This window comes from bacterium, assembly GCA_035380285.1.
In the GTDB taxonomy this organism is placed as follows: Bacteria; Auribacterota; Erginobacteria; order Erginobacterales; family DAOSXE01; genus DAOSXE01.
In genome coordinates this window covers 31,952-55,826 of sequence record DAOSXE010000010.1, presented here as the reverse complement: position 1 = coordinate 55,826, position 23,875 = coordinate 31,952, and the positions used below count along the sequence as shown (strand labels likewise).

The 23,875-nt window shown below is 66.0% G+C and carries 21 protein-coding genes; 10 read left to right on the top strand and 11 right to left on the bottom strand.

Going from position 1 to position 23,875, the window contains the following annotated elements:
* Together serS and PLZ73_05270 are read left to right on the top strand one after the other, a co-directional pair.
* Positions 1-1,272, top strand: coding sequence for a serine--tRNA ligase (gene serS, locus PLZ73_05275; GenBank protein HOO77283.1), 1,272 nt, complete (start codon positions 1-3; stop codon positions 1,270-1,272).
* A 107-nt stretch (positions 1,273-1,379) separates the two neighbouring features.
* A complete protein-coding gene (locus PLZ73_05270; protein HOO77282.1) occupies positions 1,380-1,808 on the top strand; it encodes a YbjQ family protein in 429 nt (142 codons plus the stop codon).
* 27 nt (positions 1,809-1,835) lie between these two features.
* Here the strand turns inward: PLZ73_05270 and gltA are convergent, their stop codons facing one another.
* The 8 genes from gltA to PLZ73_05230 form a co-directional block, all read right to left on the bottom strand.
* Complete coding sequence (gene gltA / locus PLZ73_05265; protein ID HOO77281.1) at positions 1,836-3,200, bottom strand: NADPH-dependent glutamate synthase; 1,365 nt, start codon at positions 3,198-3,200, stop codon at positions 1,836-1,838.
* Between the two features lie 23 nt (positions 3,201-3,223).
* On the bottom strand, positions 3,224-4,054 hold the full coding sequence (locus tag PLZ73_05260; GenBank protein HOO77280.1) for a sulfide/dihydroorotate dehydrogenase-like FAD/NAD-binding protein: 831 nt from the start codon (positions 4,052-4,054) through the stop codon (positions 3,224-3,226).
* Positions 4,051-4,470, bottom strand: a complete 420-nt coding sequence (locus PLZ73_05255; GenBank protein ID HOO77279.1) for a biopolymer transporter ExbD — start codon at positions 4,468-4,470, stop codon at positions 4,051-4,053. The genes PLZ73_05260 and PLZ73_05255 overlap by 4 nt, the downstream gene beginning before the upstream one ends.
* Positions 4,467-5,066: a MotA/TolQ/ExbB proton channel family protein gene (locus PLZ73_05250; GenBank protein ID HOO77278.1), complete on the bottom strand. Its 600-nt coding sequence runs from the start codon at positions 5,064-5,066 to the stop codon at positions 4,467-4,469. Before PLZ73_05250 ends, PLZ73_05255 begins: the two co-directional genes overlap by 4 nt.
* 86 nt (positions 5,067-5,152) lie before the next feature.
* Positions 5,153-6,025: a hypothetical protein gene (locus PLZ73_05245; GenBank protein ID HOO77277.1), complete on the bottom strand. Its 873-nt coding sequence runs from the start codon at positions 6,023-6,025 to the stop codon at positions 5,153-5,155.
* A gap of 67 nt (positions 6,026-6,092) precedes the next feature.
* Positions 6,093-7,100: a phospholipase D-like domain-containing protein gene (locus tag PLZ73_05240; GenBank protein HOO77276.1), complete on the bottom strand. Its 1,008-nt coding sequence runs from the start codon at positions 7,098-7,100 to the stop codon at positions 6,093-6,095.
* Positions 7,097-9,427 carry a ComEC/Rec2 family competence protein gene (locus tag PLZ73_05235; protein ID HOO77275.1) on the bottom strand — a complete coding sequence of 777 codons (2,331 nt, stop codon included), beginning with the start codon at positions 9,425-9,427 and terminating at the stop codon, positions 7,097-7,099. Before PLZ73_05235 ends, PLZ73_05240 begins: the two co-directional genes overlap by 4 nt.
* A gap of 10 nt (positions 9,428-9,437) precedes the next feature.
* Positions 9,438-10,178 (bottom strand): Sir2 family NAD-dependent protein deacetylase, encoded by a 741-nt coding sequence (locus PLZ73_05230; GenBank protein HOO77274.1) that lies wholly within the window; start codon positions 10,176-10,178, stop codon positions 9,438-9,440.
* A gap of 122 nt (positions 10,179-10,300) precedes the next feature.
* Here PLZ73_05230 and PLZ73_05225 point away from each other — a divergent pair, with 122 nt between their 5' ends.
* The 7 genes from PLZ73_05225 (at position 10,301) to PLZ73_05195 (ending at position 16,034) form a co-directional block, all read left to right on the top strand.
* A complete protein-coding gene (locus tag PLZ73_05225) occupies positions 10,301-11,335 on the top strand; it encodes a permease (GenBank protein HOO77273.1) in 1,035 nt (344 codons plus the stop codon).
* A 245-nt stretch (positions 11,336-11,580) separates the two neighbouring features.
* Complete coding sequence (locus PLZ73_05220) at positions 11,581-12,378, top strand: DNA polymerase ligase N-terminal domain-containing protein (protein HOO77272.1); 798 nt, start codon at positions 11,581-11,583, stop codon at positions 12,376-12,378.
* Positions 12,379-12,384: 6 nt separating this feature from the next.
* The gene (gloB, locus tag PLZ73_05215; GenBank protein ID HOO77271.1) at positions 12,385-13,173 is read left to right on the top strand and encodes a hydroxyacylglutathione hydrolase; all 789 of its coding nucleotides are present in this window, start codon (positions 12,385-12,387) and stop codon (positions 13,171-13,173) included.
* Positions 13,173-13,724: a hypothetical protein gene (locus PLZ73_05210; protein ID HOO77270.1), complete on the top strand. Its 552-nt coding sequence runs from the start codon at positions 13,173-13,175 to the stop codon at positions 13,722-13,724. The genes gloB and PLZ73_05210 overlap by 1 nt, the downstream gene beginning before the upstream one ends.
* A 41-nt stretch (positions 13,725-13,765) precedes the next feature.
* The gene (locus PLZ73_05205) at positions 13,766-14,203 is read left to right on the top strand and encodes a hypothetical protein (GenBank protein HOO77269.1); all 438 of its coding nucleotides are present in this window, start codon (positions 13,766-13,768) and stop codon (positions 14,201-14,203) included.
* Between the two features lie 100 nt (positions 14,204-14,303).
* The gene (locus PLZ73_05200; protein HOO77268.1) at positions 14,304-15,104 is read left to right on the top strand and encodes an outer membrane protein OmpK; all 801 of its coding nucleotides are present in this window, start codon (positions 14,304-14,306) and stop codon (positions 15,102-15,104) included.
* A gap of 24 nt (positions 15,105-15,128) precedes the next feature.
* Complete coding sequence (locus tag PLZ73_05195) at positions 15,129-16,034, top strand: class I SAM-dependent methyltransferase (protein HOO77267.1); 906 nt, start codon at positions 15,129-15,131, stop codon at positions 16,032-16,034.
* 119 nt (positions 16,035-16,153) lie between these two features.
* Here PLZ73_05195 and PLZ73_05190 read toward each other — a convergent pair whose 3' ends face one another.
* From PLZ73_05190 to PLZ73_05180, 3 genes are all read right to left on the bottom strand, one after another.
* Positions 16,154-16,678 (bottom strand): hypothetical protein, encoded by a 525-nt coding sequence (locus tag PLZ73_05190; GenBank protein HOO77266.1) that lies wholly within the window; start codon positions 16,676-16,678, stop codon positions 16,154-16,156.
* A gap of 31 nt (positions 16,679-16,709) precedes the next feature.
* Positions 16,710-20,411 carry a PAS domain S-box protein gene (locus PLZ73_05185; protein HOO77265.1) on the bottom strand — a complete coding sequence of 1,234 codons (3,702 nt, stop codon included), beginning with the start codon at positions 20,409-20,411 and terminating at the stop codon, positions 16,710-16,712.
* A gap of 512 nt (positions 20,412-20,923) precedes the next feature.
* Positions 20,924-23,317, bottom strand: a complete 2,394-nt coding sequence (locus tag PLZ73_05180; protein ID HOO77264.1) for a M28 family peptidase — start codon at positions 23,315-23,317, stop codon at positions 20,924-20,926.
* Positions 23,318-23,470: 153 nt separating this feature from the next.
* Between PLZ73_05180 and PLZ73_05175 the strand changes: the two genes are divergently transcribed.
* Positions 23,471-23,872: a DoxX family protein gene (locus PLZ73_05175; GenBank protein HOO77263.1), complete on the top strand. Its 402-nt coding sequence runs from the start codon at positions 23,471-23,473 to the stop codon at positions 23,870-23,872.
* The last annotated feature ends 3 nt before the right edge of the window (positions 23,873-23,875 follow it).

Genomic DNA, 23,875 nt, shown 5'->3' with positions numbered 1-23,875 from the left:
ATGCTCGATCCCAGGTTTATCCGGGAGAACCCCGACCTGGTAGGAAAAGCATTGATCCAGCGTCTGGTCGACCTCGATCTGGACCGGCTGCTGGCCCTGGATCGGGAGCGCCGGGACATGATCACCGAGGCCGAGGCGCTCAAGCGCCGCCGCAACGAGGTTTCCCGGGAGATCGGAAGGCGCAAGGCCTCGGGAGAAGAAGCGGCCGACGTCATCGCCGAAATGAAATCGGTCGCCCGCAAGATCCACCTGATGGACGAACTGGCCCGCTCCCTGGACGAAGAGTACCATGGCTTGCTCCTGCAGGTGCCCAATATCCCCCAGGAAGGGGTCCCGGTCGGACCCGACGCCCGGGCCGCGGTTCTGATCCGGGAGGAAGGCCGAAAACGGGAGTTCGGATTTCGACCGGCCAACCATCTGGAAGTCGGAGAGCGTTTGGGGCTTTTCGATTTTTCCCGCGCGGCCCGGCTGGCGGGATCCAATTTCCCCCTCTTCACCGGTTCCGGCGCCCGCTTGGTCCGCGGCCTGATCAACTTCATGATCGACCTGCACGTGGCCGAGCACGGTTTCACCGAGATCTGCCCCCCCTTCGTGGTCAACCGCTCCGCCATGACCGGAACCGGCCAGCTTCCCAAGATGGAAGACGACATGTACCGGCTGGAAGCGGACGATCTCTTTCTCATCCCCACCGCCGAAGTCCCGGTGACCAACATTCACCGCGAGGAGATCCTTCCGGGCGAGTCCCTTCCCGTTCGCTACGTCGCCTATTCGCCCTGTTTTCGCCGGGAAGCCGGTTCTTACGGCAAGGAAACCCGGGGCCTGATCCGGCTGCACCAGTTCGATAAAGTCGAACTGGTGGCCGTGGTCGAACCGGGGGCGTCGGGCGACGAGCACGCTCGTCTGTTGGGGTGCTGCGAAGAAGTCGTCCGCCGGCTGGAGCTTCCTTACCGGATTCTGGAGCTGCCGACCGGCGATCTCAGTTTCGCGGCGGCCCGCTGCTACGATATCGAAATCTGGGCGCCGGGGCAGGGCGAGTGGCTGGAATGCTCGTCGGTCTCCAATTTCGAGGATTTTCAAGCCCGCCGCGCCCGGATCCGCTACCGCGACGCCGCCGGCGCCGTCGGGCATCCCCACACCCTGAACGGTTCCGGTGTGGCTCTCCCCCGCACCATCGTGGCCGTTCTCGAAAACTTCCAGGAAGCCGACGGTTCGGTGACGGTCCCCGAAGCCCTCCGGCCCTACCTCGGAGGGATACGCCGGTTGGAGGCGTGAACGGGGGGAGGACGAGTCCTCCGCCCGGGCATAGTTTGAGTTGAACCGGGTCCCGGCGGATGCGATAATCCTTTGAGCGCGGGCATCGCGCAAGGAGGTAGGACGAAATGATATTCACCAACACCGATAACGTCCCGGGCCGGGAGATAACCGAGGTGATCGGGATCGTCCGCGGCAACGTGGTCGGGGCCGCCCATATTTCGGAATCGCTGATTTCCGGCATCAAGAAAGCGTTGGCTTCGGCGCTTTCCTGGGGGCCGAAGATCGTGACCGGGGAGGATGTCGGAGTTCCCGTCGAGCCGCCCGCGGAACCGGCGGCGCCCGAGACGCCGCCCAAGCCCTACGAGTTCGAAGGGGAACTGGATACCTACAGCGACCTGCTTTTCGAACTGCGGGAACGGGCCCTCAAGCGCTTACGGGTCAACGCTTCCAACCTCGGCGCCGACGCGGTGATCAACATCCATTTCGACGTGACCGTGATCATGATGCATGCTTTCGAAGTGTGCGTCTACGGCACGGCGGTCAAGCTCGGCTGAGATCGGTTCGAAGGGCCGCGTCCGGTTTCAGCGGCGCGCGCGCAAGAAATCGTCGATGGCCCGCGCCGCCCGCTTCCCCGCGCCCATCGCCTCGATGACGGTCGCCGCGCCGCTGGCGATGTCGCCCCCCGCGAAGACCCCGGGGAGCGAGGTTTTCCCGGTCTCCGGATCGATGGTTATCGTTCCCCGGGGGCCGGTCTCCAATCCCGGGGTCAGGCGGGGAACCAGGGGGTTGGGGTCGTTTCCCACGGCCACGACCGCCAGGTCGCAGGGGAGGACGAACTCCGAGCCCGGAATCGGGATCGGCCGCCGCCGCCCGGACGAGTCCGGTTCGCCCAGTTCCATGCGCAGGCATTCCACTTCCCGGACCCGTCCCCGTTCGTCGCCGAGGTAACGGGTGGGCAGGGTGAGAAAAAGGAAGCGGACGCCCTCTTCCTCGGCATGCCCGATCTCGTCCCGCCGGGCCGGGAGTTCTTCCCGGCTGCGCCGGTAGATGACGGAAACCCGCTCCGCGCCCAGGCGCAGGGCGGTGCGGGCCGAGTCCATGGCCACGTTTCCTCCTCCGACCACGCCCACGTCGTGACCGCGCAGGACCGGAGTGCCGGTTTCCGGAAACCGAGCCGCTCCCATCAGGTTCACCCGGGTCAGATATTCGTTGGCGGAATAAACGCCGTTGAGGTTTTCGCCGGGAATGTTCATGAACCGGGGGAGGCCGGCGCCGCTGCCGATGAAAACCGCCGAAAACCCGGCGCGGAAGAGATCGTCCAGGCTCGAGCCGGCTCCGATGACGGTGTTGAGTTCCAGGCGCACCCCGCGGTTTTTCAGGCGCTCGATCTCCCGGTCGAGAATCTCCCGGGGGAGCCTGAACGCGGGGATCCCGTAGCCCATCACTCCCCCGGGGGCGTGCAAGGCCTCGAAAACGGTGACACCGTAGCCGAGCCGGGCCAGGTCGCCGGCCGCGGTCAGGCCGGCCGGCCCCGAACCGACCACGGCCACCCGGAAAGAGGAGGAGAAGCTGCCCCCGTCCGCTGTTCGCCGGGGCGCCTCCTCGCGGTCGGCCAGATAGCGTTCCAGGGCTCCGACCGCCACCGGTTCGCCCTTTTTCCCCAGCACGCAGAACTTCTCGCACTGCTCTTCTTGGGGGCAGACCCGGCCGCAGACCGCGGGGAGCGAGTTGGTTTCCCGGATCAAGGCGATGCCGCCCGCGTCGTCGCCTTCCCTGATCCGGCGGATAAAGCCGGGGATGTCGATCTCCACCGGGCAGCCCTGGCGGCAGGGAGCTTTCGGGCACTGCAGGCAGCGGGCCGCCTCCCGCCCGGCTTCTTCCGGAGAATATCCGAGGGGAACCTCGCGGAAATGTTTTTTCCGCTCGGCGGCGGGCAGTTCCGCCATCCGTTCCCGGGTCCCCGGCGCGGTCACCGGTCTTCCTCCCGTTCGGCGGTCTCGGCTTCCCGCTCCTCTTCCCGATAAGCCCCTTGCCGCTGGCGGAGCTCGCCGAAATCCACCTGGTGCGCGTCGAAATCGGGTCCGTCGACGCAGGCGAACTTGACGGTTCCGCCCACCGTTACCCGGCAACAGCCGCACATTCCGGTTCCGTCCACCATGATCGGGTTCAGGGAAGCCAGGGTGGGGATGCCGTAAGGCCGGGTCAGGTCGGCCACGGCCTTCATCATCGGTACCGGACCGATGGCGTACGCCAGGTCGGGAACGGCGCCGTCGTTGATCATGGTCCGGAGCAGGTCCGTGACCAGGCCCCGCTTTCCCAGAGATCCGTCTTCGGTGCAGAGATGAAGCTCGTCGGCAGCGGTCCTGAGCTCTTCGGTCAGAATCAGCAGGTCGGCGCTCCGGGCCCCGACGATGGCCGGGACCCGGTTGCCGGCGCCCCGCCAGGCCTTGATCACCGGCAGCGCTTCGGCGGCTCCCACTCCTCCGGCGACCACCGCCACCGTTCCCAGTTCCCGCACCGGCGTGGGGTGTCCCAGGGGCCCGGCCAGGTCCCTGATCTCCTCCCCCTCCCGTAAGGCGGCCAGGCGCTTGGTGGTGGCTCCCACCGCCTGTACGACCAGGGTTATGGAGCCCGCCTCCGGGTCGGAGTCGACCAGGGTGAGGGGGATGCGCTCGCCTTCCGCATCCAGGCGCAGGATCACGAACTGCCCCGCCCGCCGGCGGCGGGCGATCTCCGGCGCTTCGATCCGGAAGAGGGTGACGCCGTCGGCCAAGGGCAGTTTCCCGACGATTCGGTTCATTCCCCCCCCCCGGCGGTTTCGCCTCCCGACCTGGTCAGGGCCACGATCTTTTTCAGCCCCGCTTGACGGGAGAGGTCCATCAGTTCCACCACCAACCCGTAGGGGAGCGTGCGGTCGGCCTTCAGGACCAGGGCCGGGGACTCGAGCGTCGCGGCGTAACCGGCGAGCAGGCCGGGCAGCGACGCCCGGTCGACCGGTTCCCGGTTGAGGAACATCTCCCCCCCGGAAGAGATCGAAAGCTCCAGGGTGCGTTCCCGCTCCGCGTGGGCGGCCGAGGCCGTGGGCAGATCGATGGACAGGCCGTTCTCGTCGGTAAAGGTGGCGGTGACCATGAAAAAGATGAGCAGCAGAAGGATGATGTCGATCATCGAGGTGATGTTGATCACGATCCGGTTTCTGCGCCGCCGGCGGTTCATTCCCCGCTTCCGCTCCCGTAGAGCTTGCGTTGCAGGGCCCCGCTCACTTCCTCGATCTCCACCAGCAGGCGGTCGACCTTGCTCACGTAGATCCCATGAGCTACCAGCGCGGGGATGGCCACGATCAGCCCGGCGATCGTGGTTACCAGGGCCTCGTAGATTCCCCCCGCCATGGCCTGCGCCTGGCCGATCCCGACTTGCGAGATGACCCCGAAAACCTTGACCATGCCCAGCACCGTTCCCAGCAGCCCCAACAGGGGGGAGATCACGGCGACGATTTCCAGGATCACCAGCCCCTGCTCCATGGTGGCCTCCGCCTGCTTGAGGCCGACTTGGGCGGCTTCGTTGTCGAGTTCCCAGGAAAGGTTCCGGTTCCGATAGATCGCGCTCAAGACTTTTCCCAGGGGCGCTTCTCCCGCTTCGCCGGGGTCGGGATCTCCGGGGCGGAAGGAACGCACCGCGGCCAGCATCGGGATCGGGAGAATCCTTCGCCGGCGCAGGCGGATGCCGCGCTCGATGATGACGGCTACCGACAGCAGGGAACAGGCCGCGAGGGCGATCATGGTGTAACCGCCGTTGACGATATTTTCAATCATGCTTTTTCCCCTCTCCGGCGACTCGGCCCCCCCGGCCGTTTCTGCCGGACTAGACTACCGGAAAGGGAGCCGCGACGCATGTAATATTACTGGTAGGTGAATCCGAACTCAATCCAGAGGCCGTCGTCCCGGATAAAATCCAGGATCTCCCGGTCCAAGGGTTCGAACGGGGCCGCCCCCTGCACCGCCCGCAGGGCATAGCGGACCTCCCAGGCCGGCCCGTCGTGTTCGTTGACCATGATTTCGCCCAGGGATCCGTCCGGCATGATTTTGAAAAGGATCGAGGTGTGGCGGGTGCGGATATAGAAAGCGCTGTTCATTACCACCAGGGTCCAGAAGTTGGCGATCCTGGGCTTGATCCTGGCCAGATAGCGCCCCACCGCGTCGGAGCGGGTGTTGTAGGCGGCTTGTTTCAGGATCAGCGCCTTGCCTTCCGGGGAGTAGGCTTCCGGGGAGAGGAACTCGTCGGCGCCGTCGAGGGGAAGGGGGAGCCCGTCTTCGGCCAGGGACGGCGCGGTCGAACGGTCCGTCTCCCGGGAACCGGCTTGCGCGGTCAACACTCCCTCTTCCGGCTCCACTTCTTCGTCGCGCCCTTGTTCGCCCCCGTTCCGCTCCGGCTGGGGGGGCGCGGCGCCCCGGGGCACCTTGCGGATGCTTTTTATTTCGGCGGTACCGGCCATCCGGGGCTGGTCGGTTTCCTCGGGGCGGTCGGGAATGGTGTCCTGCGCCCGGGATTCCCGGTCGGAGAGCAGATGCCCGGGCTCGTCGTCGTCCCGCACCGGGGCGACCCGCTCGGGAGAATCGACGAACTCCACCTCGACCGAGGGAGCGGGCGCCGGGCGGACGGGTCTCCGGGAAAGTCGAAACTCGTGGCCCCAGAACGCCGCCAGGGTGGCGTGTATGAGCAGGGAGAGGCCGAGAGCCACTCCCAGATCCCGCCTGTAGGTGGTTGATCTCATGAAACAGCGCCTTCGCGCCGGAGATTATACGCCGCTTCCTTCCTTTTCCCAACCGGTCAACCCGCTCTTATTCCCATACCGGCCGGGCCAGCTTTTCGAACTCCCGGAGAAACCGGGCGGCCACTGCCGGGTGTCCGATGATGACGAGATTTTCGTCGTTGTCGTCCCGGGCGTGGCGGGAGGGGTTGAAGGAGCCCGTGGCCACCGTGGTTCCGTCGATTACGAAGAACTTGTGGTGGAGGTAATAAAGATTTTGATCCCACCGGACGTCCACTCCGCAGTCGGCCAGAAGACGGTAGACGCAATAGGGACCGCCCTGTCCCCGTTCCAAAATCCCCCTGACGTCGACGCCTTCTTCGTGTTTGCGGATCAGGGCTTCGGCCACTTCCGTGAGGGTGAAGGCGAAACAGGAAAACACCACGCTTTCCCGGGCGCTCTCGATCAGTTCGATCAGGCGCCCGGCGCAGTCTTCTTCCGGGGCGAACCAGACTTCGATATCGACCCCCTCGACCCGGAATTTATGGCCGCCGGGGCTGGCGGGAGAATTGTTCCCGAATGCTCCCTCCCACATCTCCAGAAATTCCTTCTGGTAGTGGAAGGCCAGCCGGCTGCAGGCGACGACGACGACGTTGTTGTTGTCCCTGGTCACCCCGGTTTCGGTGGGGTTGCAGGAGCCGGTCAGGGTGATGAAACCGTCGACGACCATGAACTTGTTGTGCATGAAATCGCCGGGGGAGGCGTCCGTAACCAGGATCCCGGCCCGGCGCAGTTGATGAGACCGCGACCGGACGCCGCCGCCGGCGGCGTCGTCCATGACGACCCGGACGTCGACCCCGCGCTCCCGCGCCCAGAGCAGCGCCTCGGCGACCCCGGGGAGATCGAGGCTGTAGAACGCGGCCCAGACCCGACACCGGGAGGAATCGATCAGCCCCGTCAGCAGCGCGGCGACGTCGTCTTCGGGGGAGAAGAAAATCCGGATCCAGGGAGGGGGTTCGGCCGGCGGGGCGGGCTCTCCGCCCCCCCCCGCCGCCGCCGCGGCCAGCAGCGCCGCGGCCAGCAGCGGCCCCGTTTTCACAGAGGTTCTCCCCGGCCGGAGACGACCCGAACGCCTTCCTCCCCGACGATGAAGGTGACGGTGCCGGTTTCGCTGCTGGAGAGGAGGCGGCTTCCGCTCCCCTCCATCTCTTCCCGCGGCAGGGCCGGATAGCGCCCGAACACGGGGCGCCCCCGGAGGGCGACTACCGTCTTCGGAGCCAGGGAATCGAGAAAATCCGAAGCGATCATGTTCTTGTTGCCCCGGTGGGGAAGCAGGAGCACGTCCGCCCGAAACCCGCGGTTTCTCCGGATCAGCTCCCGCTGGGCTTGCGGACCGATCCGGCCGGGAAGGAAGAAAATCCCGGGCCGGGCGCCGACGGCGACCGCCAGCGTCTCGGCGCCGTCTTCGGGGAGGGTTCCCGGCGGGGGCCAGCAGATCGTCGCCTCCAGTCCCCCGGGGTAAAATTTTTCCCCGGCCTCGGCCCGGACCAGCTCGATCTCTTCCCGCTCCAGCAGGCGGAGGAAGGCGGGGTATGCCGCCGTCGTTTCCAGACCCGGAGGTTCCAGAACCCTTTTGACCGCCACCCGCTCCAGGAGCCGCGTCAGGGTGCCGAGATGATCGGGACCGGCCCCCGCCAGCACGACCCAGTCCAGTTCGGCGATCCCCCGTCGGAAGAGCTCCGGCTCCACCAGCATTCCGATCTCATCGTGGGCGTCGTCGTCGGGCCCGAGCAGAAACGCCCCCCGGGGGCCTTCTCCGAGAACGAATTCCCCGCTCTCCCCGTCGAAAAACGTCAAACGGCAGCGTTCCCGGGGGCGGAAGAGGCCCGCGGCGACGCACGCTGCGGCCAGGAGCATCACCGCCGCGGTCCGCAGCTTCCACCGTCCGGGCCCGGCCCAGGCCAGCAGGAGCAGAAACCAGGCCGCCGCCCACGACCCGGGAAAACAGGGGACGGCGATATCGGCTCCGGGGAGGCGGCTGCCGAGCCCGGCCAGTCGCAGGAGCCACGAGATCAGGGTGCGGTTGGGGTAGTTGAGAACGACCGCGGCTTTCGTCCAGGCCAGTCCGGCCCAGGCGGCCGCGAAACCGAGGGCGACGATCGCGCCCACCAGGGGAACTATCAGTAGGTTGGCGATAAGGCCCGCGGGGTAAAACCGCCGGAAATAATGGGCGGTAAGCGGGACGGCGCCGGCCTGGGCCGCGAGCGTCGCCGCCGCCGGGGCCGCCGCCCAGGCAGGCAGAAAAGCCAGGGCCTTTCGCAGCCGTGGATAGAGCAGGAGAATGGTGGCCACCAGGAGGAAGGAAAACTGAAACCCGGGGAGGAAGAGGTTCAGGGGGTTCCACAGCAGGAGCGCGGAACCGGCCGCGGCCAGGGCCGTCCAGGGTTGGGCGGGCTGGTTCAGAACGATTCCCGCCGAATAGATGGCGGCCATCAGTCCGGCTCGCACCGCCGGGGGGCGGGCTCCGGTCAGGTAGACGTATCCGGCCACCAGGGGGATCAGGATCAGGTGCCGGGCACGCAGAGGCAGGAACGTGAACACGGCATCCGCCAGCAGCCAGATGAAGCCGATATGCAGCCCCGAGACCACGAGAACGTGGATGATGCCGGTGCCGCGGAAGTTCTCCCTGATCCGGGCCGGGAGCGCATCGCGCCGCCCTAAAAGAACGGCTTTGAGCAGCGCCGCTTCGATACCTCCCGGCTGCCCTTCCCGATCGGGGAGAGAGCTGTCGATGACTGCCTCCAGCCGTCGGCGCAGAGAGATGGCGGCCGCCTTCGCCCGGGACCCTCCTCCGGTCCTCAGCAGGCGGACCGCATCCGTTCGGTAGACGGTGCTTTCGGCGTAGATCCCCCGGGCCGCCAGAAACGTTTTCCGGCTGAAGCCGTCGATGTCGACGGATTCGCGGGGAATCCGGATCCGCGATCTGACTTCGACGGTATTTCCGTATTGCAGCGCCGGAGCCAGGTCCGCGACCGCTCCATGAAAAGTTACGGCCAGCCGTCCGCCGATTCGGGAACGCCGCCCGCCGCCGTCCGCGGTTTCGCAGGCCAGAAGAAACCGCACCGAATGCCGCTCCCGGACCGGCTCGTCGACGATGGTCCCGACGACGGCGACCGTCCCGGGTCCGGTCAGCGTGGAGACGTCGTCGGCCGGGACGTGGCCGGTTCCGGCCAGACGCCACGCCCCCGCCAGGAACGCCGCCGCCGCCAACGCCGCTCCCCGACCCCGGCCCCGCGGCAGCGCCAGGCCCAGTCCCAGCGCGGCCAGAGCCCCGATGCCGGCCGGCAACTCCGGCAGCCGGCCGAGTCTCCCCAGGAAAATACCGGTCGCCAGGAAAACGGCGCCCCTGACCAAGGGTTTGTCCATGTTAGGCCCCTCACCAGTTGGGGCAAGCTGCCTTCTCCATGATCTCGCCCGCGTTTCCGCTCAGGACCAGGTCCGCTTCTCCGTCCCAGGGAGTGGGATCCCGGTTGACGATCACCAGCCGGCAGGCCGCGGGACGGCAGGAGGGGAGGGCGGCGGCCGGGTAGACTACCAGCGATGACCCGACCACGCAGAGGATATCGGCCTCGGCTATCGCCCGTCGGGCGCCTTCCCAGGGTACCGTCGGCAGCGGTTCTCCGAAAAACGTGATCTCGGGTTTAAAGAGGCCGCCGCAGGCGTGGCGGGGAACCTTGCCCGCCCTGATATCGTGCAACAGGGCTTCGGTTCTGGTCCTGGCCCCGCACCCGAGGCAGACGGAATGCTCGAACGTCCCGTGAACGGGATGAACCTCGCGGCTCCCGGCCCGTTGGTGCAGATTGTCGACGTTTTGGGTGACCACGGAGACCGTTCGCCGGTCCTGGAGGCGGGCGATGGCGAGGTGGGCCCGGTTGGGTGCGGCCGCGGTCATCAGCTCGAAAAACCGGGCGGCGAAACGGAAAAAAGGCTCGGGGTTCTCGGCGAACGAGTCTATCTCGAAGATGTTTCTGTTGCCCGGGTCGGCGTAGAGGCCGTCCGCCGAACGGAAGTCGGGAATTCCGCTTTCGGTGGAGATCCCGGCTCCGGTCAGGAATACGATCCGGCTTGCCTGCGCGACCCATTTGGCGAAAAGTTCGAGGTTGTCCGCTATGGGCATGGCCCGCCCCCGGATTTGCTGCTATAGTATTATCGCATGAAGAGCGGTTATCTCTACAAACTTTTCATAATTGTAAAGGGTTTATCCCCGAACACGTTCCCGCTTTTCCTGGGCGTGCGGCCATGACCGCCGGGACGTACCTGGTCGAGGTCGCGACGGCTTCCCTGGACCTGCTCAATCGGATGTCTCCCTATCTTTTGTTCGGGTTTCTGGTCGCGGGAGGGATACGGCTGTTGATACGCCCGGGGAGCATCGCGCGCCATCTGGGCGGGGGCGGCTGGAGACAGGTGGTCAAAGCCACCATCGTGGGGATACCCCTTCCCTTGTGTTCCTGCGGGGTGCTTCCCGCGGCCATGACGCTCCGGGAAGAAGGCGCGGGCCGCGGCAGCGTGGTCGCGTTTCTGTTGTCCACTCCCGCCACCGGAATCGACTCCATTTTGGCTACCTACGGCATGCTGGGGGGCCTCTTTGCGGTTTTTCGGGTACTGAGCGCCTTCCTGGCCGGGCTGATCGGCGGGTGGGCCGCCGATCTGTTCGATTCCCGCCGCGCTCGACGCCCCCCCCCGCCGCCGACCGAACCTCGGGCGCAACCCTCCGCCCCGGGAGCGCGGATCGGGGAAGCTCTGCGCTTTTCCTTTCGCGTTCTCCTGCGCGATACCGGCGGCTGGCTGCTGCTCGGCGTTGTCTTGGGCGGGGCGATAACCCGCCTGCTCCCCCCCGGATCCCTCGATCGTTTCTTGGGGGGCTCGCTGCTTTCGATGCTGGCGATGTTCCTGGTGGGAATACCCATGTATATATGTTCCGCCGGGAGTATACCGATCGCCGCTTCCCTGATGGCGAAGGGTCTTTCCCCGGGGGCGGCCCTGGTATTTCTGATGGCCGGTCCCGTCACCAACACCGTCGGGTTGATGGTCATTGTCCGCACGTTGGGACGGAGCGCCGCCGTGATTATCCTGGCCGCGGTGCTGGTGAGCGCGGTCGGATGCGGTCTGCTCCTGGATTTGGCGGGAAACGCGCGTCAGGTGTTCGCGCCCGCGGCGGCGGGCGCCGGGCTGCCTCCCTGGCTGGAATGGGGCTCCACGTCCGTTCTGCTCGCCGGCATCCTCGCCAACGTGTTCTTGGATCGCCGCTCGCTCCGGCCCGCGAAGCGGGGGTAGGGAAAAGTCGGTTGTCAGAAGGGCTTAAATCGCATACCTTACCAGTCGAAAGCCTCCGGTCTTTTCGGCCGGAAGGACGGTATTTTTCGTGGTTATACGGCCGCAACCGCGTTTCCGGGCGGCGGAACGCTTAAGCTCCGGGCGCAGGTTTCGGTTTCGCCCGCCGGAAGAACCGGTTTCCGACCGGGGCCCCCGGCGGCGCCGCCGGGGGCGGATAGGAACGGTCAGACGAGGAGAAACAGGGCATGGGGAAGACGACGTTTGTGGTCCACTGCTTCCAGGGTAGCAAGAAGAATTATTACTTGAGGTTGGAGCACGAAGGGGTCCTGATGAATTGGGCGATACCGGAAGGAATTCCGGAGCGCCCGGGGGAGCAGCTGCCGGCGCAACGCCTGCGCGACGGTTCTCCGCAATCGGCTTCGTTCGAGGGGAAGATCAGCTCCCGGGAGTTCGGGGAGGGGCTTCTTTCGATCTGGGACCGGGGCGAATGCGACCTGGAAAAATGCAAGGAAGTCCGGATCCAATTTTCGTTGCGGGGAACGCGCGCGTCCGGGAGATATTCCCTGGTGCGCTCCAACGGTCAAGAGAAGCCGAATTGGATGCTGACCAGGCTGGACGACACGGAAGCGGTTTCCGCGGCTCCCGCTCCCTCGGGCGCCCCCGCTCCGGGAAGCAACGGCCGGGAAGGCTCTCCCCGGCGCCGTTCGCGTCCCCGGCGCCCCGCCCGGGCGAAGGCCGCCGCCGCCCCCTCCTCGTCCCCCCGTCCCCGCCGCCCTCGGCCTCCCGCCGTTTCCGCCCCGGCGACTCCCCCGGAAGCGCCGGAGCCGCGGGCGCCCCGGGGAAGCGACGACTTCAAGTGGCGGTTCGGGGGGTTCGTGACTTCCATCCCTCTGCGGGTGATTTCCCCCTTCATCAACATCTACTACGATATTTCCAACGAGAAGGCGCGCCGCCGGAGCCTGCGCGAGCGCCGGAGCGAGAGCCCGAAAACACCGGAATCCGGCGAAGCCGCCGACGCTTCCGCGGGGGATGCGGTCGATTGAGGGGCGATGAACCCGCGGCTTGAAACCGTCCGCCGCCGCGGCGGGTCCCGGAAGCCCGGAATCGAGGTCGTCCCCTGCGGGGAAGATAATTACGCCTATCTGATCGATGTCGGGTCCGAAGTCTGGGCGGTCGACCCGGGCCTCCCCGGGCCGGTTCTGGAAAAGCTCGGTTCCCGGTGTCTGGGGGCCGTTTTCTGCACGCACCACCATCGGGACCACGTCGGCGGGGTCGAGGAGCTGCGCCGGCGGTTCGCTTGTCCGGTCTTCGGGCCGCTTCGGGCCGGCGGAACCGGCCGAGCCGCGGGCGGTATCATCCGCCGGGGCAGGGAACGGATGACGGCGATTCCCACCCCGGGCCATACCCGGGATTCGGTCTCGTATTTTCTCGAACCGGGAAACGTCTCCGCCTCGGGAGCCCTCTTCACCGGCGACACCCTCTTCCTCGGCGGCTGCGGGCGCCTGGGGGAATGCGAACCGGAGCGGATGTGGGAATCCCTCCGGCTTCTCGCCGCCGGGGCCGGGGAGATCGGCCTCTACTGCGGTCACGAATACACCCGGGAAAACTATCGCTTCGCCGCCGCGGTCGGCGTGGCGGGTCGCGAGGCGCTGGATCTGCTTCAAGATCTCGACCGTCGTCCGGAGGCGATTTCGGTTCCCCGCACGCTGGAAGCGGAGAAGAGAACCAATCCTTTTCTCCGGGCGCACGAGCCGGCCGTCCGCGTTCCCCTGGGAATGGAGGACGCTTCCGCCTTCGAAGTTTTTCTGCGCCTGCGCCGCCTCAAGGACGTGTTCTGATGGTGGTCCCGCCGCTTCCCTTTCCCGGTTCGTACTGGGTCTGCCCGGGCCGTTTTCTGGCCGGCCCTTATCCCGGGCACGGCGTGGTGGGGATAGAGGGCCGGCGCCTCGATCGGCTCCTCGATTTGGGAATCCGCAGCTTCGTCAACCTTCTCGAACGCGGGGAGGGACGGGGCTATGCCCGCAAGTACGTCGACTACCGCTACCGGCTCGCTCACCTTGCTTCCCGTCGGGGGGCGAGGGTCGAAATCGTCGAACTCCCCATCCGCGACGGCGGCGTGGTTTCCCGGAGAAAGATGAGGAAGCTGCTGGACAGGATCGACCGGGCCCTGGCTATCGGCGACGGAATCTACCTTCATTGCTGGGGCGGAGTGGGGAGAACCGGCATGACGGTCGGCTGTTTCCTGGCCCGCCACGGCATCGCGAACGGGGCCGCGGCCATGGAGGCGGTAGCTCGCCTGAGGGGCGTGGAGGCCGGTGCCCCCGGCGCCGTTTCCGCCGAGTCCGAGCGCCAACGCCGTTTTGCGGCCGGATGGCCGCGGGGGCTGTGAAGCCGTCCGCGGCGGCGAAAAACGAAAGGAAAGGTGCAATCGTGACCAGGATCATCAACAGCGACGGCCCGGGGCGCCGCCGCGGCCGCTGCCTGCGGGCGGTGGCCGAGGTTCTCAAGCGTTTGGCCGCCAAGGAAGCGGTCGATGGCGAAGTCCGGGATATGGCCTCGTTCATCGTCTTCCGTCTGCGGGAAATCGCGGGGACGGTCGAGGAATCGGCCGACGCCTGGGATAAGCGCGGTTACTGGAAGAAAGCCGCCGACTTTCAAACCGAGTGGGAGTGGGCGTCCCGTTCGGCCTTGCGCCTGGAAGCGGTTATCCGCACCGGGGCCTGGGAAAAGCTCCCCGAAATCATGGTCGAACTTCTGCCCCATTTCTCGGGGATGGGGATCAACCGGTACACCCGTTCCGGCGCGGATTGGGACGGCTGCCACGGCCGGCTGACCGGGGACGGCGGGGGTCCCGGTGCCCCGGAATAATCAGCCTCGTCTCTCCCGGTTTTTTGAAATATACTCGAATCGGAACCGATGCCGGACCGGCCCCGAAGGGACGGGGCTCAACCAAGGAGGGAGGTTGACGATGAAGAGATGGGTTCTGCTCGGTGTTTTTTTGTTGAGCCCCTTGGGGTCCGGTCCGGCCGCCGGGGCGGAATACCAGGTCGGGGAACGGCACAAGAACGACAATATCTGGCTGCAGCTCAACTTTTACAGCATGATCGACGCGGCCAACGCCTTCGGGCCCACCTATAAACTCTCGTACCTCGAACTGGAGGGGGGAGGGCGTTCGAGCTTTCTCGATCTTTACTATTTTTTCGACATCAACGAGATTTTCGGGTGGGGCGACCTCCACGCGGAAGCCGGCAATTTCTTCACCAAGGTCAAGCCCCGTTTCAGCCTCGACTGTATCTTCGCCCGCGATCTCTCCGCCGGCCCGGTCCGGGAATGGTACCTGGCTACGCAATACAAGGGTTTCAACGGGGGCGAATACTACTATGCCGGGGTGGGGGTCGATCTGGACGTCCCGGGAATGGACGTGCTCGGGCTTTGTTTCTGGCCCCAGTTCCTGCGCACCGGCGAGGGGGTGAACTTCGAATACACCGGCCTTCAGTTCAGCCTCAACTGGTACACGCTGCTCTTCGAACTGCCCTGGGAAAGCACGCTCACCTACCAGGGCTGGCTCGATTACGGGTTCCTCAACCACTGGGGCGAAAACCGGCCCGGAGGGACCTACGACGAATTCCAGATGTTCAACGGTTTTTTCCTGAACAAGGACCGGTTCTCGCTCTCCTGCAGCCTTAAGTTTTATTATCATTTCACCTACTACGACACCAACAACGCCAACCAGAACACGCTGTTTTTCGGGCTTCACTACCGTCTTTGAGCGGACCGGGGAAAAGAGCATGACGTGAAAGCGGACGACCGGCGACAGATCGAGCGGGGGATGCGGGCGGGGGACGAGGACATCTACGATGAGAATGAAATCTGGATGCGCTGGAGCGGAGATAAGGTGGACATCGGGGAGCGGCTGGCGCGGGTCGTCAGGGCCTTGGCCCGAGGGCTCTCCCCGGGGAAAAAACTGAGGGCTCTCTCCATCGGCTCCGGTTCCGAACCGCAGTTCCGGATACTGGAGGCTTTTTTCCGCGGCGGCCTCTACCTCCTCGATATCGATCGGGCCGCGCTCGACGTGGTGAAACAAAGGATCGTTCGGCAGCGGATCGCCCCGGTCACCCTGATCCGGGGAGATTACACCGGCCTCCTACTGGAACCCACCCGCGCCCGGGATTTCTTCCGGGCCCGCCTGGGTTCGGCCCGTTTGGATTTGATCACCCTGCACCACTCGCTGTATTACTGTCCGGAGTCGGCCTGGGGACCGTTGTTCGGAAACCTCTACCGGGTACTGCTGGGGCGCCGCGGCGCCGTTCATGCCGTGCTCATGTCTTCCTCATGCGGCGACCAGGACACCACTACCTGGCTCTACAACCGCTTCGCCGGAAAATTTTTCGGCGCCCGCAACGATCAGAACCTGATCCGATTCGGGGAAAACACGCTGCGGACCTCTCCCGCCTTCGCCCGCGCCGCCGTTCGCTGCCGCTCCGACCGGGTTCGGTTCTGGGTCGATGACTTCGGCGAATTCATGGCGGTGGTCTGGATGATTCTTCTCTACCCCGAGGTGCACCGCTACACCCCGGAACAGAGGGAGGAGATAACCGAATTCATCTACCGCCGTTTCTGGAAACGCCGCCGGCCCCTCGTCCAGGTTCAGGATCACCTGGCCGTCTATCGGGGTTTTGCCGGCAGGGACCTGCTCTGATTCGTCGGCCGCCGGGGTCGTCCGCTTCTCCGGCGGAGCGCCCGGCCTCGCTTCATCCGCCGGGTCCATTCCGGTGACATTCTGGTTCGGTTTCTTTCTTGGCGCGGCCGCTGACCGGTTCAGACCGGATTCCGTCGTTCGGCCTTTCCGGGGACTTCTCCACGGAACCTTTTCATGGTTTCCGTCCCTCCCATCGTCTCCGGAAACCCCATCAGCCGCTCCAGGTGTTTCTCGATCACCGTTTCCGCCAGGTCCTTGCGGTCGCGCTCGGGAACGTAGGAGGAGGCGAGCAGGATGAAGAGCTGGTTCGCTTCCGAATTCTCCCAGCGGCAGGCCAGGTCGTAAGCCTCGCCCAGGTTTTCCACCGTTTCCCAATCGGCCGGATCGAGTTCGCTCAGAATCCGGACGGCTTTCTCCAGAATGGCCCCGGCGGGTTGCCCCAGTTCCCGCGGTCCGAGCGACCGGCGGATGGCGTCCAACTGTACGATATGATCGATCTCGTCGTTGCGCAATCCCAGCCAGAACGTTTCGGCCGCGGGCACCCGGGAAAAGACCTGTCTCATGCGGCAGTAGGAATCCAGCATCCGCTTTTCGATGGCGGCCGCGGTTTCGAAGAGGCGCTCGACCGTGCCGGGAGCGGTCACGAGTCGGTTCCCGGGCCGAAAACGGATCGGCTCATGAGTCGAGAACTTCGCGGATTTTCGCCCGCAGTTCCCGGACCGAGAAGGGCTTGCTGATGAACGCCACGCTCCGGTTCAGGACCCCCCGCTCGGCGATGACGTCGGCGGTGTACCCCGACATGAAGACGGTTTTAATCCCCGGTTTCAGGGTTTCGATGCGGCGCCGCAGCTGCTTGCCGTTCGTGGTCGGCATGACCACGTCGGTGAGCAGAAGATCGATCTTCCGCTCCGCTCCGGCCAGCTCGCAGGCGCGCTCGGCCGTCCCGGCGCTGAGGACTTCGTACCCGCAGCGTTGCAGCATCTTTTCGGTGATGCTCAGGACCCGGGGGTCGTCCTCGACGAGGAGTATCGTCTCCCCCGTTCCCTCCGCAGCCGGGGTTTTTTCGCAGCCGCCGCCGCCGGTTTCACCGCGGTACCGGGGGAAGGAGATGATGAATGACGCCCCTCTCCCCGCGGCGGTCGTGACCTCGATGCTGCCGCCGTTCTGGGCGACGATTCCGTAAACCGTGGCCAGGCCCAGGCCGGTTCCCTTCCCCACCTCCTTGGTGGTGAAAAATGGTTCGAAGATGCGGTCGGTTTTGTCGGGGTCGATTCCGGTTCCGGAATCGGTGAAAACCAGGGATACGTATTCCTCGAGGTTTCTCCCGCTCCCGGCCGGTTCCCGGCCCCGCTCCCACGCGACGGCGGCGGTCTCGATGGAGATGATGCCGGTGCCGGCGATGGCGTCGCGGGCGTTGGCCGCGAGGTTGGTGAGGATCTGAACCACCTGGGACGGATCGATCCAGATCGTCCCGATCCCGGCACCGGGCTTGAAGGTGATTTCGATATCTTCGCCGATGAGCCGGCGGAGCATGTCCATGTTCTCGGCGACGGCCGCGTTGAGGTCGACGGCCCGCGGGCTGATGATCTGTTTCCGGGAAAAGGCCAGGAGTTGCCGGGTCAGGTCGGCCGAGTGTTCCCCCGCTTTTTTGATCTCCTTCAGGTCCTGCCTGATCTCGCGGGAAAGCCCGGGGTCGGAGAGGGCCAGGTCGGCGTAGTTGATGATGACGTTGAGCATGTTGTTGAAATCGTGGGCGATCCCCCCGGCCAGGTTCCCGATGGCCTCCATCTTCTGGGCCTGGCGCAACCTGGCCTCGATACCGGCGCGCTCTTCTTCGCCCCTGACCCGGTCGCTGACGTCGCGGGCGGCGGCGTAGATCAAGGGGCCTTCCGGGATTGCCCGCCATTCGATGTGCCGGTAGCTTCCGTCGCGGTGGCGGTAGCGGTTGAGGAAATTGGTGAGCGGTTTCCCCTCCCGGAGCCGCCGGAGGGCTTCGACGGTTTTTTCACGGTCCTCGGGGTGGACGAAATCCAGCAGCCGTCGGCCCCCGATTTCTTTCAAGGGCAGCCCCAGGACTTCTTCCCACCGCTGGTTGAGGCGACGGAAACTGCCCTCGGCGTCGGCGATGCAGAAAAGGTCGAGGGCGGTCGAGAAGTACCGGTTCAGTTCCTCGGTGGTCTGCTTCAATTCTTCCAGGGTCCTTCTGTTCTCGGTGACGTCCCGGATCAGGCCGCCCACGCCCTTGATCCCGTCTCCCAGGCTCAGGGGAAATTTGCGGATTTCGTAGACCTGCTCGCCCACCCGCTCTTCGTCGACGATCACCCCCTCGCCCTCCAGGGCCCTGCGGTCGGAGTCCAGGCAGTGCTCGGCCGCTCCCGGCGGCATCAGATCCCGGTCGGTCTTTCCCAGGATCTCGGCCTCGGGAATCCCGAAAAACTCCCGGTTGGCCCGGTTGACCAGCAGGTAACGGAACCGGTCGTCCTTGATGAAGGCCAGGTCCGAAGCCGAGTCGAGGAACGAACGGTAGCGGCTTTCGCTTTCCTGGAGCGCCGCTTCGACGGTTTTACGTTGAGTGATGTCCCGGATCGATCCGGCCAGCCGGACCGGGCGGTTCCGTCCGTCGAAAAAGGCGCGTCCGTGAATCAGGAACCAGCGGTACCCGTTGGAGGCCGTCTTCAGGCGGCATTCCCAGGAAACGGGCCGGTCGCTTTCCGAGGCTTCCCTGAGTTTTGCTTCGAGCGCCGACCGGTCTTCGGGGTGAAGGAGTTCGGTCACTTTCTCCAGGGTGGGCGGGAAGGCGCCGTCTTCGTACCCGATCAGCTCGAAGGTCTTCGGCGACCACCACATCCCGGTGTGGGCGAGATCGCTCCAATCCCAGAGGCCGTGGTCGGTCGCCTCGACCGCGGTTTCCAGGCGCTCCCGGCTGACGAGGAGGTCCTTTTCGATCCGGTACCGGTCTTCTTCCGTTCCCAGGGCGGCGGCCAGGATGCCCATGATCTTGCGGTCGTTCGTCGAGGGGGCGTACGGATGCTGGAAGACCACGCAGAGCGAACCCACCGCTTGCTGACGGCACCTGACCGCATGCCCGATATAGGCCTGGAGGTTATAGGCCCGAACGTTGGGATCGCTCTCGGCGTACGGGGAGGATTGGAGGTTGTCGACGAAGAAAACCTCGTTGGCGGAGCGGGCGATGACGTCGGCGCAGATGTGGCCCCGGGGCTTGTCCACGCTCTGGTAGCCGGGCGGGGTCCGCCACTGCCCCAGCGAGCAGAGGAGCCCTTTCTCCAGGCGGTTGTAGAGGGCGCAGGTCCCTCCCAGAAGTTCCCCGCAGAGGGCGGTGATCCGCCCGAGGTTGGCTTCGTGATCGGAGTCCAGGGAGGAGAGGCACTGGTTGATGCGGGCGAGGCGTTCCTCCCCCGCCGCCCGTTCGCTGACGTCGCGGGCGTTGATCACGATCGCCCCGATGTCCGGGTCGGGGAGGAGGTTGTAGGCGGTCAGTTCCATGGGGATCCAGGAGCCGTCTCCGCGCCGGATGCGGTAGGTGTGGGTCACGGTGTGGAACGGCTGTTGCAACAGGGACCCCAAGCGCTCCCGGACGCGTTCCTGTTCGTCGGGGTGGATGAGTTCGATCAGGGGGCGTCCCAAGTAGTCGTGCGGGGAATGGCCGGTGATCCGGGAAAAGGAGCTGCTGATATAGGCGGCCCTGGTTCGGGCGTCGGCCAGGCAGACGACGTCGTTTCCCCGTTCGATCAGCTTGCGGAACCTGCGCTGCGCCTGCTGTTTTTCGGTCTCGCTTTGCCGTCGCCGGGACTGGTGGACCATGAGTTCCCCCAGCAGGAGGGTGGCCAGAGGGTACACCACCATGACCGGCAGGGCGATGCCGCCCAGCACCGCCCAGGCTTCGCGCCGGGGCAGCAGGAACATGCATAGGAGCATGAGCAGGTGGACGGTCACCCCGAAGGCGTACAGCTCGCTCCAGGACCAGGTCGTCGCCGCCCGCCGCCGCCGCCAGTACCGCCAGAGCAGGCCGGCGCCGGCGGTAGCGACGATGACGCTTACCCCGGTCAACGCGCCCACCCCGCCGCGTTGAATTCGGACCAAAGCGGTGACGGCGGCGGCTCCCGCGGTGGGGACGAGACCGAAGAACAACCCCGATATGCCCAGGAGGATCGAGCGGGTGTCGAAGACGATTCCGTTTCGAAACGGCACCGGATTGGCCATGATCGCCGCCCCGATCAGGCCGATAACGATTCCGGCCACGACTTCGCGGAAGCGCGTCTTCGGGGTCAGCTTTTCCGCGGCGACGTCGTAGAGCGCGCCGAAGGCTAGAAGCAGCGCGGCGTTGTAGATCAAGCTGACGAATAGGCCGGCGGTCATCGGAACCGCTCCTGGCGGCGCGCTTCGGCGCCGCGGTTAGGGCAACGCACTTAAAAATTGTAGATAACGTCCGGCATTCCGCAACAAATATCGGCCGCCGGTATGGCAGGATATTCTAAGCGTTGTACCTATGTTGGTTGCTTTCTTTACCATGAAGGACATGAAGAGGGAGAGAGAGGGTTCAGGGTTCGGGGTTCAGGTCCCCCGCCTAGTCCCTTCAATGAGTCCACGGATTTCACAGATAAGAGGATTTACGCTATGCTCCATGCTTTTTCGACCATGAAGGACATGAAGGGTGCGAGGTGGAGGCCTCCATGCTCTATGCCCTATGCTTTTCGCAGGTACAAAATTCTCCAGGGGCCGCGGCTGGGGGCTCCTGAATACTGAATTCTTTATTCTGAATTCTTCCCCTGAACCCTGAACCTTGTATGCCTCTCCCAATCAGAGAAATCAGGTGCGATAAGGCTTCAGGAGGAACGGTCTTACGCTATGCGCCATGCTCTATGCTTCCCCTAGCGGCTGAGGGGAAGGTCGCCCTCGGCGCCGAAGTAGAACCGGCTCTGCTCCCGCAGCCACCACCGGCCCCCGGCGCCGCGGAAGATCGCGGGCAGATCGCGCCCGTCTCCCCGGAAGTCGGCGGCAACCGGCCGATCGCCGCCGCCGCCGAAAAAATACCGGGTCGCGGACCGGACGGCCCACAGCCCCGAATGCGGGCGGAAGCAGGCCGCTTCCGGCACCCCGTCGCCGTCGTGGTCGAACCGCAGCGGGATGTCGCCCGCTTTCCCGAAATGAAATCGGGTCGTCCCCCGGGCCGCCCACAACCCCCGGTCGGGCCGGACGATCGCGGCGACCGCCTCCCCTCCTCCCCACCGACCGGGCAGGGGATAGTCTCCCGCCGAACCGAAATACATCCGGGTCTTATCCCGGACCGCCCAGAGGCCGGTCTCCGGTCGGAAGACCGCCGGGTCGTCGGTGCCGTCGCCGTCGAAATCGCCCGGGACCGCCAGGTCGGCGCCGGTTCCGAAGTAGATCCGGGTCCGGCTCCGGATCGACCAGAGCCCCCGGGCCGGCCGGAAGAGCGCGGCGTCGGTGGTGCCGTCGCCGTCGAAGTCGAGCGGGGAGGGTCGGTCCTCGGCGGATCCGAAAACGAAACGGGTTACGCCCCGGATCAGCCATTCCCCCGAGGCGGGGCGGTAGAGCGCCACGGCGGCGGTTCCGTTCCCCGCGTAGTCTCCATCCGCAGGGAAGTAATCCGGGAGGGGAGGGGAGAGGGGAGAGGGGGTGGGAGCGGGGGGCGATCCGGAAGGGGTGCGCCCCGGGGAAGGCGAGGGGGCGGCCGGTGTCGGGGTCCGGGGAGCCGGCGTAGGCGTGGGGGTCGCTGCCGGGGTGGCGGTGGCGGCGGCGGTGGGGGCCGGGGAAGGGGCCGGGGACGGCGAAGGCGGAGCCGGGGAAGGGGAAGGGGAAGGCGAAGGCGAAGGCGGAGCCGGGGAAGGGGAAGGCACCGGGACCGCCCGGAGGGCGGTGGCTCCCGCCGCGGCCCGGGCGAAGGCGGTGGCGTAGGCCAGGTTGCAGTTGGCCCGGGTGTCGGCGGCGGTGTGGTAGTAGGGGTTGAACTCCTCGGTTTCCCCCACCCAGGTGTCCTCGATCCCCAGCACCGCCGGATAGCCCGCGTCCCAGAACCGGGCATGGTCGCTGGCCCGGGTCGATCCGTCGGTGTACGCCACCCAGTCCAGGGGAAGACCGAAGGTGTCGATGATCTCGCCCACGTCGCCGGCCAGTTCCTCGGAAGCGGCCCCGGTCGCTCCGGTCCCGCAATGAAGCTCCGCCCAGGGGACCCCGTCGCTGTCGTAAGCGATCATATCGAGGTTGATGGCCCCCAGGATGACGTCGCCGGCGGCGGCGCAGTCCTGAACGTAGTAGTAGCTTCCGCGCAACCCCTGTTCCTCTCCGCTGAAAAGGACGTAGCGGATGGTGTCCCGGAAGCGGTAGCCGCTCAGGGCACGGGCGGCCAGGAGGACGGCGGCGGCCCCGCTGGCGTTGTCGTCGGCTCCCGGAGCGATCTCGGCGGCGGGCATGTCGTCGAGGTGGGCGCAGATGACGTGGATTCGCTCGGGGCTGAGGCTGCCGGTCTGGACCGCGAAGACGTTGCGCCAGTGGTAGGTGTTCCAGGTGTATTCGTGGAATGACGCCGCCAGCCCCTGGTCCTGGAAATATTCCCGGCAGTACTCCTGGGCTTTTTCGAGAGAAGCCTCCCGGTAGGAGTTCCGGGTCAGGATGGTGTAGGGTTCGCCCCCGATCAGCACCTGGTTTTCTCCGCTGAGGTCGCCGATGAGTTCGGAGACGTCGCTGGCGGTGATGGCGGCGACGATCTCCCCGACGGAGTCGGCGGCGCCGGCCGTTTTCCCGCGGCCGGGAAGCTCCGGCGCCGGGACGGGAGGAGGGGGAAGCACGGCCGCGATCTCCATTCCCGCCGTCGCCAGTCTCTCGGCCGAGGCCTGGTCCGCGGCCAGGAGGGCCAGGTGCCCGTCGCTCCAGAGCACCCGCCCCGTCCGGGCCAGGAGGTCGGTATCGGTGCCCCGCGGGGAGGTGATCAGGAACAGTTCCGACTCGGGGCGGAGGCTCGGCAGAGGGGCGGCGCAACGCCCGGCGTCGGCCTCGATTTCGATGCCGGCGGGGAGGGCAACCACCTGCAGTTTCCGGGAACCGCTTTCGAAGCCGGCCCAGACGACCACGCCGGGAAGGCTCGGTTCGGGCGCGTCCGCGTCCCGCTCGATCAGGAAGAGGGCCTTCTCTTGGGCCTGTGCCGCCCCCCCCGCCGCCGCCAGCAGCGCCACCAGCAGCCAGCTCGCGCCCCGCCCCCGAGGCCCGCTTCCGAGAAACAATCCTGTCGTTATCCGTTTCCTCATGGTGGCACCTTATCTAAAAATATCATTTCCGCACCCTTCCGGCATCTCTTTCCCCCCGGTTCTGGCCCGAGAGGCGGGGATGTGGTACAAAGAGGGAGAAGTACCGGGGCCGCCCGGCCCCGAAAAGCCGTTCGACGGCGTAAGGAGGCGGCTATGTGGGGAAGAATATTCGGAAGGAGCGGAGCCTGGGCGCCCCTGGTTCTGCGGCTGGCGGCGGGGAGCGTCTTCATCGGGCACGGCGCCCAGAAGCTTTTCGGAGCGTTCGACGGGCCCGGGCTTACGGGGTTCGCCTCTTTCCTGGCCGGCCTGGGCTTGAAACCGGCGCTGGCATGGGCGATCCTGGTGGCGGTGGTGGAGTTTTTCGGGGGGGCCTGCCTGGTCCTGGGCGTCCTTACCCGTCTTTGGGCCCTTCTCCTGTCGGTGGTGATGCTGGTGGCGATTTTCGGCGTCCACTTCCGCCAGGGTTTTTTCGGTTTCGAGTTCCCCCTGGTTCTCCTGGGAGCATGTGTCTCTCTGCTCATGACCGGGGGCGGCCGGGCGGCGCTCAAGGATTAGGCT